Here is a 14,440-nt window from a genome sequence, read left to right as displayed (position 1 = left end):
GTGATGGCCGGATACCTGCTGTTTGCGACGGAGCGCTACGCGCTGCCTATTCTCGCGCCTCTGGTGCAGACGTTGCACGCGGACGGCCACGAAGTCGCGGCCTGGTTCCACGGCGGTGCGGCCGGGGCGACCCTGGAGGGCGTGGCGTCGATCGGGCTGGAGCAAGCGCTGGCGATGCGTCCGCGCGCGGTGCTGAGCGCGGCCAACTGGGTGCCGCCGTTCATCGCCGGGGCCAAGGTGCAGCTGTTCCATGGCTTCAACGTACAGAAGCGCGAGGACGCCCGCGGCCATTTCCGGGTGCGCGGCCTGTTCGACCTGTACTGCACGCAGGGGCCGGCGACGACGCGCCCGTTTCAGGAGCTGGCGGCGCGCGAAGGCCATTTCGCGGTGAAGGAAACCGGCTGGCCGAAGCTCGATCCGCTGTTCCGCGACGATGGCGGGGAAAGCGCCGCCCTGCGCGCGCCGGCCGGCGGCCGGCCGGTGGTGCTGTTCGGCTCCACCTTCACCGAACGCCTGAGCGCGGCGCCGCACCTGTACGAGGGCATCGCCGCCGACATCGCCCGCGGCGAGCGCTATTGGCTGCTGACCCTGCATCCCAAGTGCGCACCGGAACTGTTCGGGCGCTACCGCGCGCTGGCTGGCGGCAATGCCCGCTTCATCGAGCCGGAACAGGTGATGGCCGCGCAGCGCGCCGCCGATGTGCTGGTTTCGGATACGTCGTCGATCGTTTCGGAGTTCATCGTCCAGCACAAGCCGGTGGTGACCTTCCGCAACCGCGTGCCGCAGCCGCACATGCTCGATTTCGACGATCCGCAGCAGTTGCCCGACATGCTCGCGCGCGCGCTGGCGCCGGAACCGGCATTGGTGGCGGAGATCGTCCGCTATGCCGATTCCATCCATCCCTATCGTGACGGGCGTTCTTCCGGACGGGTGATCGCCGCCACCGAGGATTTCATCGCCGGCCGCCTGGGAACGCTGAGGCGCAAGCCGCTGGGCGCGACGTGGCGTGGACTGCAGATCCGTCGCGATCTCGGCTATTGGGGGCCATCGCGGCGTTGAGGGCGCGGCGCCTGGTCCACAGCCGCGGGATCATCGCCATCGCCATGCGGTTGCCGGCCGGCAGCCGGCGCTACCGCCTGCAACCGTGCTACCAGCGCAGCCGGCGTCGCGCCATCTCGCGGACCAGTTGGTCCATCAGTTCGCGGGCGCGCGCTTGCTCGAGGAAACGCAGCCGCAGTGCTGGCGAACCGGCAGCGCCGGCGGTATCGAGGGTGAGCGTGGCGGTGCCGAAATGGTGGTCCAGCGGTGAGCGGTCCAGGCGCACTGCCTGCAGCTTGTCCAGTTCGGCCACGCGCCACCAGCGGCTCCACCAGCCGCCGCGTATCGCCACCCGTCGCGGATCGATGCTGTAGCCCATGCGCGAAACCCGGCGATGCGCCTTGAACGCGGACCAGGGCAGCCACAGCAGGGACAGCAGCCCCCATGCGCCGAATCCGCGGCAGCCCAGCAGGGTCGCCGCACTGACGACGAACAGCGCAGGCAGGCACAGCCGCCACCAGCCGCGCATCGACACCGCCTGCCATTGCGCAGGCGGCCATGGCACCCCGGGAAGGAAATGCCGCAACAGCTCGTCGCAGGCGTCGGGCGTCGCCAGTGGCGCCAGTTCCTTCAAGGCGCGTCCGTCCTGTTCCTGGCTGCCACCGGCGGCGATGTCCACGCGCAGCTGGCGGCGCCGGAACAGCCGGTGCAGCATGCCTTCGCGCAGGGTCCAGGCCTGGATGCGGCGGCGTGCGACGCTGCTGCGCAGCCGGGTGAGCAGGCCGCGCTCGACAGTGAGGCGGCGCTCGGCTTCGCTCAACCGGAAGCCGTGGTACTGCACGATCGCCAACGCGATGGACATCAGCCACATCGACAGCAGGACCAGCAGCAGAAGGGCGGCGACGGTGCCGATCAGGGGGAGGGTGTCCAGCTGCAGCTGGCTGGCATAGCCGAACACCTGCCGGCCCTGGTCGCGGACGAAATCTTCCGCGACGTCGCGCGGGAACATCTGCCAGAGCGCGCCGATGGCGGCCGCAGCCACTACCAGCGCGCGGTTGGAGATCAGCCCCAGCCGCACCAGTTCCGGCAGCGGCAATTCGAGCAAGGAGCCGGGAGCGGCCTTGGGCTCCTCCGCGGCAGCGGGTGCGCGGCCGCCGCCCTGGCGGATCAGGCGCTCCAGCTCCAGCGCCTGTTCCAGCCGCAGCACGCGCATCTGCGCTTCGGGCTTGTCGCCGGCGGCCGACTCCAGCCGCAGCTCGGCCACGCCGAACAGGCGATGCAGCAGGTTCTGGTGGACGACCACGTTGTGGATGCGTGCGAACGGGATCTCGCGGCGGGTGCGTTCGAGGATGCCGCTGCGCACGGTCAGCGCGTCCTCGCCGATCCGGTAACGGTAGGTCAGGTACTGCAGCAGCGCGGTGGCGGCCATGGCCAGGATCACCGCCAGCGTGACCAGGTGGAACGGCCATTCGCTGTCCTGGCGGCGGCTGCCGAAGAACAGCAGTGCCACCAGCGGCAGCAGGAACTGTCGCAGCTGCTGCTGCAGTTCGAACAGCCACGACCACGGGTGCAGGCGCTGCTCCCGTGGCGTTGCCGGCGTCTGCGAAGGATTCACAGCGCGTCGTCGTGGTCGAGCTGGCGGGCGAGGCGGTCGCGCAGGCGTTCGGCGTCGTCCTGGGCGAGGCCGGCGATGGCGACGGTGTTCATCCGCGTACCGGCGGTGTGCACGACCAGCGTCGCCAGGTTGGCGGCGCGCTGCAGCGGTCCGCGGCGCAGGTCCAGGTGCTGCACGCGCGATACCGGCACATGGCTCTCGCTCAGCCACAGATGGCCGCGGCGTACGCCCAGGCCCTGGTCGTCCAGCCGCCAGAAGGTGCGGCGATGGCGGCGCCAACCGATCCATGCACCGCCCAGCAGGCCCACGGCGGCGGCGATCAGCGCGCTCGGCAGCCACCATGGATTGCGCAGCACCAGCGACAACGCGCCGCCTGCCAGCAGCAGGATGGACATCGACGCCAGCCCCGCGCCGATCGCGGCGAAAGGCGCGCCGCGGCGCGGCAGGGGCTGCCAGTCGCTTCCGGTGGCGGGCGGCGCGGCGGGAAGGCTGGGAGGCTCGATCATGGCGCGACCATACAGGCACGCCGGGAGTCCCGTCATCAGCGCGGCGCGCCCGCGATCACTGCGCCGACATGATCAGCGCATCGACATCCAGGTGGTGGCCGGCGCGCGCGGCCTTGGTGCGCAGGTACTGCTCGTTCTCGGCGGTGATCTCGCCGGTCACCGGGATGCTGCCCAGCACTTCGATGCCGGCATTGCGCAGGTGCTGCACCTTGGTGGGGTTGTTGGTCAGCAGCTGGATGCGCTGCACGCCCAGGCCGCGCAGCATGGCGATCGCGCTGCCATAGCGGCGTTCGTCGGCGCCGAAACCCAGCTGCGCGTCGGCGTCGATGGTGTCCAGCCCTTCATGCTGGTAGCCGTAGGCGCGCATCTTGGCGGCGATGCCGGTGCCGCGCCCTTCCTGGTCCAGGTACAGCAGGATGCCGCCGCCCAGTTCCTTGAGCGTGCGCAGACCGCGCCGCAGCTGGTCGCCGCAGTCGCACTTGAGCGAACCGAACAGGTCGCCGGTCAGGCACGAGGAGTGCACGCGTACCGGCACCACGCCCTGCAGGTCGGGCGTGCCGACGATCACCGCTACCTGGTCGCGCTGCGCGACGCCGCCGCGGAACACCGCGAACTCGGTCATGCCGACATCGCGCAACGGCACCGGGGAACGCGTCACCAGCTCGTAGTCCTGGCCGGCCTGGGCGGCGCCGCAGCGCAGGTCGTCAAGCGCCAGGTGCAGGCAGTCGTCGAACGGCGTGGCGCCGGCATGCAGGGGGGCCGACACCAGCGCCGGCAACAGCAGGCCCAGGCGCGCTGCTTCGACGGCGGCCGCATCGAGGTCATCGCCTTCGCTGGGAATGCCGGCCGGCGAGGGCGTGTCGCGCAGGTAGGCCAGCGCCGGCAGGCTCTCGAAGCCCTGCCCGGCCAGCGCGATGCGGATGCCGTGGGCGGTGTCGATGCCCAGGGTCCGCGCGCGCGGCGTGGTCAGGAACAGGTAGTGGCGGTCGTCCGCGGCCCGGGCGAAGGCGGCGAAGCCCGCCGGCGAAGCGCTGTCCAGCGCCATCGTGGCCAGGCGGCGGTCGCCGTCGGTAAGCACCACCGGCCGCCCGGCGCGCAGTTCGGCCGCGGCGCGTTCGCAGCGGATCGCCGCGGTCTCGCCGAAGCTGGGGGAAGCGGGAGTGGAGGACGTGGCGTTCATCGGCAACCTAATGAGGCCGGCGGTCTCGGATTCAATCGACCGCCGGGGTGACGCAGTGTTGCAGGGGCAGTGTGCATGCGCGCTCAATGCGGGTGGCGTTCCGTGGCATAGGGGTCGCATTCGCCGCTGCCGGGCGGGCGCAGCGTGTAGCGCTTGTAGGTCCACTGGTACTGCGCGGGATCGCGCCGGGCGATGCGCTCGATGCCGGCGCTCAGCGTGCCGGCGGCGACCTGCAGGTCGGGGTCGGCGATCTGCGCCGGCGCCGGTTCCACGTGCAGGGCGAACTCGATGGCCGGGCCGGTCCGCTCGCACCAGGCGTAGAGCACGGTGGCGCCGGTGCGTTCGGCCAGGCGGTTGACCAGGGTCATGGTCAGCGCCTGCACGCCGAAGAACGGAACGAACACGCCGTCGCCGTTTTTAGGCTGCTGGTCGGGCAGGATGCCGACCGCGCCGCCGTCCTTGAGCACCTTGAACAGCTGCCGCACCGCCGGGCCTTCGGCGCGCACCTGGCGCACGTTGTCGCCGCCGCGCGCCAGCTGCAGGAAAGCGTCACCGACCGGGTTTTCCGGGGGCGCGTAGACGATGGCGATCGGCCCGCGCGAGGCCAGCCACTGGTTCAGCAGTTCCCAGTTGCCGTAATGCGGCGCGACCACGATCACGCCCTTGCCCGCGGCCAGCGCCGCGTCGTACAGCGCCTGCCCGTGGCGCTCGCGCAGATGGCGTTCCAGGTTGGTGGCCGGGTCGTGGGTCCACAGATACAGGGTCTCCAGCGCCTGGCGGGCGGTGGTGCGCAGTACGTCCTGGTGCAGGCGCGCGCGCTGTACGGCGGTAAGCTCCGGATAGGCCAGTTCAAGATTGCGGCGGGTCACCCTGCTTTCGCGGGCGTCCAGCCGTCCCCACAGCCAGGCGAGGGCATCGGCCAGGGCCCGTTGCCACGACCAGGGCAGGGCGGTGAGCAGGGTGGCGAGGCGGTGATAGAGCTTGGCGGCGCGTTCCGGTTTCATCCGTGCAAGTTTAGTACGCCGCGGCAACAGGCTTGGCGGCGCCGCGATCCGTGGGGCCGATCCCATGCCCGTGCAGGGCCGTCCGGGCGCGGCGCGGTATATGGTGCGGCCTTCCAACGTCCAAGGAGTACCCATGCTTTCCCTGATCCAGCGCGTCGCCCAGGCATCGGTCACGGTGGATGGGGAGGTGGTCGGGCAGATCGGTCCCGGGTTGCTGGCGCTGGTCGGCGTCGAGCCTGGCGACGATGAGGCGGCGCTGGCGCGGATGGCCGAGCGCCTGCTCGGGTATCGTGTTTTCGCCGACGATGCCGGCAAGATGAATCGTTCATTGAGCGATACCGGTGGCGGCCTTCTGCTGGTCAGCCAGTTCACCCTGGCCGCCGATACCCGGTCCGGCATGCGTCCCAGCTTCAGCAGCGCGGCCGCCCCTGCCGAGGCTGAACGGCTATTCAACCGATTGGTGGCGATCTGCCGCGAAAAACAGGGTGGAGGGGTGGAAACCGGCCGCTTCGGGGCCCATATGGTCGTCAGCCTGGTCAACGATGGACCGGTGACCTTCCTGCTCAGACCCTGACGCGCCGTGAAACCACCGCCCGGCAAGCGTTATGCTGCGCTGGTATAATAGTAGGTTCTCTATCTTTCCCTGCCGGTGGCGCGAGCACTACATGGCCAACGAACGTCCTGCCCAGCAATCCGATATCAAACAACTGATCAGCAAGGGCCTGGAACAGGGCTACCTGACCTACGCCGAAGTCAACGACCACCTGCCCGACGACATGGTCGACCCGGAGCAGATCGAGGACATCATCGGCCTGATCACCGGCATGGGCATCGATGTCCATGAGGTGGCGCCCGATGCCGACACGCTGATCCTGAGCGATGGCAACACCGGCAACCGCGAGGTGGATGATACCGCCGCCGAGGAAGCCGCCGCCGCACTTACCGCGCTCGACACCGAAGGTGGCCGCACCACCGACCCGGTGCGCATGTACATGCGCGAGATGGGCACGGTCGAGCTGCTGACCCGCGAGGGCGAGATCGCCATCGCCAAGCGCATCGAGGAAGGCCTGGGCCAGGTGCAGGCCGCGCTGGGCACCTTCCCGCCGGCGGTCGAATCCGTGCTGGCCGATTACGAGCTGCACAAGGAAGGCAAGAAGCGCCTGGCCGAGATCATCGTCGGCTTCAACGACCTGGTCGAAGAAACGCCGGCGCCCGCGGCTGCCGCCGACAGCGACGATTCCCGCGACGACAGCGATGCCGAGGCCGACGAGGACGAGGACGATGTCAGTGGCGACGAGGATACCGGCCCGACCGGCCCGGATCCGGTCGAAGTCGCCAACCGCATGGAACAGCTGGCCAGCGACATGGCCAAGTTCAAGAAGGCCCACGCCAAGGGCGATACCAAGACCCAGGCCAGGCTGCGCGAGGAGCTGTCGGCGACCTTCGTGACGCTGAAGCTGCCGCTGCCGCTGACCGACGTGCTGGTCCGCCTGCTGCGCGACACCATGGGCCGGATCAAGGCCCAGGAGCGGCGCGTGCTGCACCTGGCCACGGTCACCGCGCGCATGCCGCGCAAGGACTTCATCCGTTCCTGGGAAGGCAACCAGACCAACCTGGAATGGGTCGAGGACGCGATCAAGCGCAAGCAGAAGTGGTCGTCGGCGCTGCGCGACGTCAAGGACCAGATCGTCGCCGAGCAGCAGGCCACGCTCGACGTGGAGAAGGATTCGCACCTGAGCCTGGACGAGCTGAAGGAAATCAGCCGCGTCATGGCCTACGGCGAAGCCAAGGCGCGCAAGGCCAAGAAGGAAATGGTCGAGGCCAACCTGCGCCTGGTGATCTCCATCGCCAAGAAGTACACCAACCGCGGCCTGCAGTTCCTGGACCTGATCCAGGAAGGCAACATCGGCCTGATGAAGGCCGTGGACAAGTTCGAATACCGCCGCGGCTACAAGTTCTCGACCTATGCCACCTGGTGGATCCGCCAGGCGATCACCCGCTCGATCGCCGACCAGGCGCGCACCATCCGCATCCCGGTGCACATGATCGAGACGATCAACAAGCTCAACCGCATTTCCCGCCAGATGCTCCAGCAGTACGGCCGCGAGGCCACGCCGGAGGAGCTGGCCAAGGAAATGGACATGCCGGAAGACAAGATCCGTAAGGTGATGAAGATCGCCAAGGAGCCGATCTCGATGGAAACCCCGATCGGCGACGACGAGGATTCGCATCTGGGCGACTTCATCGAGGACACCAACGTGGAGTCCCCGATCGACAACACCACCAACATCAACCTGTCCGAAACCGTGCGCGACGTGCTGGCCGGCCTCACCCCGAGGGAAGCCAAGGTGCTGCGCATGCGCTTCGGCATCGACATGAACACCGACCACACCCTGGAAGAGGTCGGCAAGCAGTTCGACGTCACCCGCGAGCGCATCCGCCAGATCGAGGCCAAGGCGCTGCGCAAGCTGCGCCACCCGAGCCGCTCCGAGCAGCTGCGCAGCTTCCTGGACATTGACTGACCGTTCCGCAGCGCCATCGCGGCATGGATGAAAAGGCCCCGCATCGCGGGGCCTTTTCGTTTTGCGGTGCCGCGCCATCCCCTGCGGCGGTGGCGGTGGTATTTTCGACGCCTGCATTGGATCGGTCCAAGGGGGCGGGCGATGGCGGTCGGACAGGCGAAGTGGATGATGGCGCTGGTGCTGCTGGCGGGCGCGGCGATGGCGGGGGAGAGCGTCGGCGAACGCGCTGTAGCGGCGGTCGATCCGTTCATCGGCACCGGCGGCGAGGGCCACACCTATCCGGGTGCGACGGTGCCGCACGGCATGATCCAGCTCAGCCCCGACACGCAGATCAGGTCGCGCAAGGAAGGTTACGGCTGGGCGGCCGGCTACCGCCACGACGACAGCACCATCGTCGGCTTCTCGCACACGCACTTCTCCGGCACTGGCCATTCCGATCTCGGCGACGTCCTGCTGATGCCGATCGCCGGTGAGGTGAAGTACGAGCGCGGCGATGCCGGCAAGCCGCGCAGCGGCTATACCTCGCGCTTCGATCACCGCAGCGAGCGCGCAGAGCCGGGCTATTACGCCGTCACCCTGGACGACTACGGCGTTCGCGCCGAACTGACCGCCAGCGCGCGCGTCGGCATGCACCGCTACGCCTTTCCCGCGAACCAACCGGCGCACGTGCTGGTCGATCTGCGCACCAGCATGTACGACTACCCGGGCAAGATCCTGTGGTCGCGCCTGCGGCTGCGCGCGGACGGCACCGTGACCGGCTTCCGCGAAACCCGTGGCTGGGCGCCCGGCCGCCAGCTGTATTTCGCCATGCGCTTCTCGCGGCCGGTCACCGGGCATGCCTTCCACGACACCGAGACCGACGTCGCCTACCGCGGCTTTCCGCCGCCGGCAGAAAAGGACCCGGGCGCACGTGCGCAGATCGAAGGCCGGCAGCTGGTCGGCAGCTTCGATTTCGGCGAGGGCGGGCGCGAACCCCTGCTGGTGAAGGTGGCGATCTCGCCGGTCAGCGAGGACAACGCCATCGCCAACCTCGATGCCGAAGCGCCCGGCTGGGATTTCGACGGCATGCGTGCCGCCGCCCGCGCGCAGTGGGCGCAGGCCCTGGCGGCGGTGGACGTGGACGCACCGCCGGCGCAGCGCACCGGCTTCTACACCGCGCTGTACCACAGCATGCTCGGCCCGACGTTGTTCATGGACAGCGATGGCCGCTACCGCGGCCCGGACAACGCCGTGCACCAGGCGCAGGGCTGGACCAACTATTCGACCTTCTCGCTGTGGGACACCTACCGCGCGCTGCATCCGCTGATGACCCTGCTGCAGCCGCCGCAGCGCAGCAGCGATATGGTCAATTCGCTGCTGGCCGCGCGTCGCGAAAGCCCCTACGGCATCCTGCCGGTATGGTCGTTCCACGGTCTGGAGACGTGGTGCATGATCGGTTACCACGGCGTGCCGGTGATCGCCGACGCCTACATGAAGGGTATCGGCGGCTTCGATGCGGACGAGGCGCTGCAGGCGATGGTCGCCAGCGCCAACTATGGTCCCTATGACGGCATCGCCCAGTACCGCGAACTGGGCTGGGTGCCGATCGACGAGGAAGGCGAGGCGGCGAGCAAGACGCTGGAATACGCCTACGACGACTGGAGCATCGCGCGCATGGCCAAGGCGATGGGACGCGGGGATGTCGCCGCGGAATTCGCCAGGCGCGCCGGCAACTGGAAGCACGCCTTCGATCCTGCCACCGGCTTCATGCGCGCCCGCAGGCGCGACGGCAGCTTCCGCGAACCGTTCGATCCCGCTGCCAGCGGCTACGGCAGCGACTACACCGAAGGCAATGCCTGGCAGTACTCGTGGTACGTGCCGCAGGACGTGGCCGGGCTGGCCGCCGCGCACGGCGGTGCGGACAAGCTGCTGCAACGACTCGACGAAGTGTTCGACGCCAAGGTGGATCCGGCGGTGTTCGAACACATGGAAGACATCACCGGCCTGATCGGCTGGTACGCGCACGGCAACGAGCCCAGCCACCACGTCGCCTATCTCTACGCCTACGCCGGCCAGCCATGGCGCACCCAGGCACGGCTCAAGCGGATCATGGACACCCAGTACGCCCCGCGCCCGGATGGACTGGCCGGCAACGACGACCTGGGCCAGATGTCGGCGTGGTACGTGTTCACCGCGCTGGGCTTCTATCCGGTCACGCCGGGCAGCAACGAGTACATCATCGGCCGCCCGTTCCTGCCGCGTGCCACCTTGAACCTGCCCAACGGCAAGCGCTTCACCATCGTCGCCGACGGCCTGGACGACGCCCATCCCTACATCGGCAGCGCCACCCTCGACGGCAAGCCGCTGCACCGCGCCTTCCTGCGCCACGAGGAGATCACGGCTGGCGGCGAGCTGCGCTTCACCATGCAGGCCGGGCCGAACCGCGAATGGGGCACGCACCCGGACGCCAGGCCGTACTCGCAGTCCACGCATTGAGGCGGGTGCGCGGAAGCGGGCCGGTGGCCGCGTGCGCCGGCCTCCACTACACTTGCGCACCGGCAGCGGGCCTATAGCTCAACGGTTAGAGCAGAGGACTCATAATCCTTTGGTTCCAGGTTCGAATCCTGGTGGGCCCACCACGCGGATCAAGGGCTTGCATCGTTGCCGCCCTGTTCTCCCTGGCCTTTTCGCCTTCCCGCCTACTCGGTGCCCACAGCGTCGCCGCTGTGTTCGTCGGCCTCCACTTCACTGTCCTGCAGGCATGGAGGGCGGGACGGCCAGCGCCCTGGCGCGGTACGGGAGTCGCGGCGAACCACATGCCGTCGCCTGCGCCGCTGCAATCAATGGTCTGGGAGCAGGCGCGCCGGGTGAGCCCGGCATGTCGTTCGCCACCGGTCTCAACTGACGACCAGCGCCCAGGATGCATTGGATCCGTTGAAGCGGTAGCGAAGGCCTTCATGGTCGATCTGGCGCGCGAGATTGCCCTGTTCGTCCACCAGTATGTGCAGGTCGACGAGGACGTCCCGGCGGGCGTTGACTGCCTGGTAGACGAGTGTTTCCAGTGGGACTTGTTCGGTTGCCAGCAGGGTGACGGCGCGCCGTTCCAATCCCGGTCCCTGCAGGAACATGTTCACTTCTTTCAAGGCAGCTCTCCTTGGCGATGGATCCCCTGGTTGTGGTTGGCAACGCTGCTTGTCTTCCATTCGACATGGCGATGGCAGGCGGCAGCGGGCAGGCCGCCGGCACAGCGCCGCATCGCGTCCGCTTCGAAGGCGCATGCAGGCGGTCCCGGCTTCCGTGCGAAGGACGGCGGGCATCGGCTCCGTCTCGACGCGCATCCGTCCTGCCGAGGGCTAAGGGTGCGTCCCGCCAGATTGGATGGGTTCCTGATCGCCGAAGCCGGCGCCGGGCGCGTGGCCCGGCAGCTGGCTGTGCATCGGCGCGGTTTGCAGTGCCGCCTGGCCGAGTGTCGAGGTATACACAGGCCCAGGTTAAGAGAAGGGAATGCGCCTGTAGATCGCGACCTGCGGTACATGAAGGTGAATGCCTGCACGCCCTTCAGGGGCCGCACGTTCGCCTCAGGCGGGGCGGCGCGGCGCGATGGTTGTGGTAGTGGCCGGTGCGGCAGTGCGGGGCGGCCGACGGGGGCAGCCCGCAGGATCGGCGTGGTGAGTAGAATCGTGGCGTTCCATCGTGCCCCATCGACCGCTTCTGCGCCGGGTGGTGGAGTGGATGGGGAAGTCCGTTCGTAGTGCGCGTTGCCGGGGCCGCTTCCTGCCGCCGGCGTACTGGAGTTCGGGTATCGGGCAGGGGCCGTATGGACGACAGCGGGACAATGACGGTTCACGGGATTGCGGCGGCAACGGCGGGCCGATGGGCTGCCATGATGATTCCCCGGGGATATGCGCATGCATGACGCTTCCGTGGAGCGTGGCGGCGGCGATGCGCCGCGGCATATGTCCACCACGCCACTATGGGGCCTGCTGGTACTGGTGGCAGGCCTGGCGCTGACCGCCTGGCTGGCGCTCGGCGAGTGGAAGGGCGAGCGCGGCCGGGTGCAGTCCCTGCAGCGCTCGCTGGCCGATGCGGCGCCCGCGCGCCTGCGCGAACCGCTGGCTGGCGCCGCGCTGGGATTGCGGGCGATGCAGACCGTGCTGCTGGCCGGCACCCCGCAACTGGACCAGGGCACGTTCGACAGCTACCAGCGCAACCTGCGTTCGCAGGAATGGATCCATGGTTATGTGCTGATTGCCTTCGCGCAGCGGCACGGGGACGCCGGCAACGATGGCGGCGCCACCTACCGTTACCAGTACGTGGCGCCCCTGGAAGGGAACGAAGTGCTGGTGGGCTTCGACATCGCCCGGCAGCCGGAAAACATGGAAGCGCTGCGGCGCGCGCGCGATGCCGATGCGCCGGCCCTGTCCGCGCCGTTCCAGCTGCTGCAGTTCCGCGACCGGCAGGGAGCGGGCGACATGGGCATCACCGTGCGCCTGCCCGCGTATACGCCGGGCGCCATGCCGGCCACCGTGGACGAACGCCGCGCGCGCGAACTGGGCGCGCTGGCGGTGAGCGTGCGCCTGGAGCCGATGGTCCGCCAGGCCCTGTACGGCAGGATCCTGGACCACATGGACGTGGAGATCCGCGACCTGGGGGCCCTGCCCGCGCATGCGCGGGTGTTCGCCAGCGCGCCGTTGCCGGCCGATACCGCGTCGCTGCAGGTGCGGCGCATGGAGTTCGGCGGGCGTACGTGGGAGCTGCGCCTGTGGCCGCGCGCGCCGATGGGAGCGTGGGGGCAGCTGCGGCTGATCGTCATCGGCGGCAGTTCGATCAGCGTGCTGCTGGCGCTGTTCCTGTGGTCGCAGGCGACCCTGCACCGCCGCGCGGTCGAACTCGCGCGGCGGATGAGCGCCCGCTTCGGCGAAAGCGAAGCGCGCTTCCAGGCCCTGAACGAGATGCTGCCGGCACTGGTGCTGGTGGCCGACGCCCGTGACGGACGCATCCGCTACGCCAACCGCGCGGCGAGGACACAACTGGGCAATGTGGCCGGCGAGCCGCTGGAGGGCCTGTTCGCCGATGCCGCGCAGGGCCGGGCGGCGGTCGCCGCTACCCTCTTGGAAGGAAACTGGAACAGCCAGGAAGCATTCGTGGTGCGCGGCGCCGACGCGGCGCTCTGGGTGAACGGCTCGCTGGCCATGCTGGACATGGACCATGTGCCCCACCTGCTCATGGTGGCCGGCGATACCAGCGCGCAGCGCGAGATGACCGAGCGCCTGCGTTACCAGGCCACGCACGACGAACTCACCGGGCTGTGCAACCGCCGCGAGTTCGAGCGCTGCCTGCGCCAGGCGCTGCTCGACCGCGGCGATACCGGCGCCGCATCGTTCGCGCTGATGTACATCGACCTGGACCAGTTCAAGCTGATCAACGACCTGTCCGGGCATACCGCGGGCGACCAGCTGCTGGTGCAGCTGTCGCAGGCGATGCGCCGCCACATCCGCGACGGCGACCTGCTGGCGCGCCTGGGCGGCGATGAATTCGGCCTGCTGGCGTCCGGCGTGGACAAGGCGCAGGCCGACCAGCTGGCCGAGCAGGTGCGCGCCTGCATCGAGCGTTCGACGTTCTGCTGGCTCGGACGCAGCTACACGGTGAGCGCCAGCATCGGCCTGGTGCTGGTCGATCGTCCCGGATGCACCCTGAAGGACCTGCTGGCCTGGGCGGACAGCGCCTGCTACCAGGCCAAGGAAGACGGCCGCAACCGCGTATGCGTGTACCGCGACGATGCCGACGCCACCCGCCGCATGGGCGAGATGGAATGGGCCAGCCGGCTGCGCCGGGCGATGGAGCAGGACCGCCTGCTGCTGGACTACCAGGAGATCGTGCCGCTGTCGGCCGGCGCCAACCCGGTCACGCGCGTGGAACTGCTGCTGCGCATGCGCGGCGAAGATGGCAGCGTGATCGCGCCGGGCGTATTCATGGTGGCGGCCGAGCGATATGGCCTGATGCCGGCCGTGGACCGCTGGGTGATCCGGACCGCCCTGGCCAATTTCGCCAACCTGCATCCCTGCGGCAACCGCCTGCAGAACTGCGCCATCAACCTCTCCGGCGCCAGCCTGGAGGACGAAGGGCTGGCCGATTTCATCCTCGATGCCATCGCCCGCAACGGCGTGCCGCCGCAACGCCTGTGCCTGGAAATCACCGAGACCGTGGCGGTGCGCGACCTGCTGCGCGTGGTGCGGGTGATCGAGCGGCTGCGCGCGGCCGGCTGCCGCATCGCGCTGGACGATTTCGGCGCCGGCATGGCCTCGTTCGGTTATCTGAAGAACCTGCCGGTGGACGTCATCAAGATCGACGGCAGTTTCGTGCGCGACCTCGGCCGCGACCCGATGAGCCGGACCATCGTCGATGCCGTCACCCGCATCGGCCACCAGCGCGGGGCCAAGGTCGTAGCCGAGTGGGTGGACGACCTGGGCACCCTGGATCTGCTGCGCGAGCTGGGCGTGGACAGCGCGCAGGGTTTCGCCCTGCATCGTCCGCAGCGGGTGGTGTTCCAGCGCGAGAACCTGGAGCGGCGGGAAGGGCGCGATGCGTAGCGCGCC

General features: G+C 69.1%; 10 protein-coding genes and 1 tRNA gene. 6 read left to right on the top strand and 5 right to left on the bottom strand.

Annotated elements, in window-relative coordinates; all coding sequences use genetic code 11:
* Window positions 1-1,059: a CDP-glycerol glycerophosphotransferase family protein gene (locus QMX80_RS06705; protein WP_282276072.1), complete on the top strand. Its 1,059-nt coding sequence runs from the start codon at window positions 1-3 to the stop codon at window positions 1,057-1,059.
* 88 nt (window positions 1,060-1,147) lie between these two features.
* Here the strand turns inward: QMX80_RS06705 and QMX80_RS06700 are convergent, their stop codons facing one another.
* From QMX80_RS06700 to QMX80_RS06685, 4 genes are all read right to left on the bottom strand, one after another.
* On the bottom strand, window positions 1,148-2,653 hold the full coding sequence (locus QMX80_RS06700; RefSeq protein WP_282276040.1) for a PH domain-containing protein: 1,506 nt from the start codon (window positions 2,651-2,653) through the stop codon (window positions 1,148-1,150).
* The gene (locus tag QMX80_RS06695; protein ID WP_282276038.1) at window positions 2,650-3,159 is read right to left on the bottom strand and encodes a PH domain-containing protein; all 510 of its coding nucleotides are present in this window, start codon (window positions 3,157-3,159) and stop codon (window positions 2,650-2,652) included. The genes QMX80_RS06700 and QMX80_RS06695 overlap by 4 nt, the downstream gene beginning before the upstream one ends.
* Window positions 3,160-3,214: 55 nt before the next feature.
* On the bottom strand, window positions 3,215-4,339 hold the full coding sequence (gene ribA, locus QMX80_RS06690) for a GTP cyclohydrolase II RibA (protein ID WP_282276037.1): 1,125 nt from the start codon (window positions 4,337-4,339) through the stop codon (window positions 3,215-3,217).
* A gap of 83 nt (window positions 4,340-4,422) precedes the next feature.
* On the bottom strand, window positions 4,423-5,343 hold the full coding sequence (locus QMX80_RS06685; protein WP_345782355.1) for a lauroyl acyltransferase: 921 nt from the start codon (window positions 5,341-5,343) through the stop codon (window positions 4,423-4,425).
* A gap of 133 nt (window positions 5,344-5,476) precedes the next feature.
* Here QMX80_RS06685 and dtd point away from each other — a divergent pair, with 133 nt between their 5' ends.
* From dtd to QMX80_RS06665, 4 genes are all read left to right on the top strand, one after another.
* On the top strand, window positions 5,477-5,917 hold the full coding sequence (gene dtd, locus QMX80_RS06680) for a D-aminoacyl-tRNA deacylase (RefSeq protein WP_282276035.1): 441 nt from the start codon (window positions 5,477-5,479) through the stop codon (window positions 5,915-5,917).
* Between the two features lie 91 nt (window positions 5,918-6,008).
* The gene (rpoD, locus tag QMX80_RS06675) at window positions 6,009-7,865 is read left to right on the top strand and encodes an RNA polymerase sigma factor RpoD (protein WP_282276034.1); all 1,857 of its coding nucleotides are present in this window, start codon (window positions 6,009-6,011) and stop codon (window positions 7,863-7,865) included.
* Window positions 7,866-8,030: 165 nt separating this feature from the next.
* Window positions 8,031-10,340 (top strand): GH92 family glycosyl hydrolase, encoded by a 2,310-nt coding sequence (locus QMX80_RS06670; RefSeq protein ID WP_282276071.1) that lies wholly within the window; start codon window positions 8,031-8,033, stop codon window positions 10,338-10,340.
* 67 nt (window positions 10,341-10,407) lie between these two features.
* A tRNA-Ile gene (locus QMX80_RS06665) sits at window positions 10,408-10,483 on the top strand.
* Between the two features lie 258 nt (window positions 10,484-10,741).
* Here the strand turns inward: QMX80_RS06665 and QMX80_RS06660 are convergent.
* Entirely contained in the window at window positions 10,742-10,987 is a 246-nt protein-coding gene (locus QMX80_RS06660) for a hypothetical protein (RefSeq protein ID WP_152984031.1), read from the bottom strand.
* Between the two features lie 765 nt (window positions 10,988-11,752).
* Between QMX80_RS06660 and QMX80_RS06655 the strand changes: the two genes are divergently transcribed.
* Entirely contained in the window at window positions 11,753-14,434 is a 2,682-nt protein-coding gene (locus QMX80_RS06655; protein WP_282276033.1) for an EAL domain-containing protein, read from the top strand.
* Window positions 14,435-14,440: the final 6 nt, after the last annotated feature.

This window comes from Stenotrophomonas sp. PS02297 (assembly GCF_029959705.1).
GTDB classification, from domain to species: Bacteria; Pseudomonadota; Gammaproteobacteria; order Xanthomonadales; family Xanthomonadaceae; genus Stenotrophomonas; species Stenotrophomonas nitritireducens.
The sequence above is the reverse complement of the archived record's forward strand: the minus strand, read 5'-3'. Positions and strand labels throughout refer to the sequence as shown.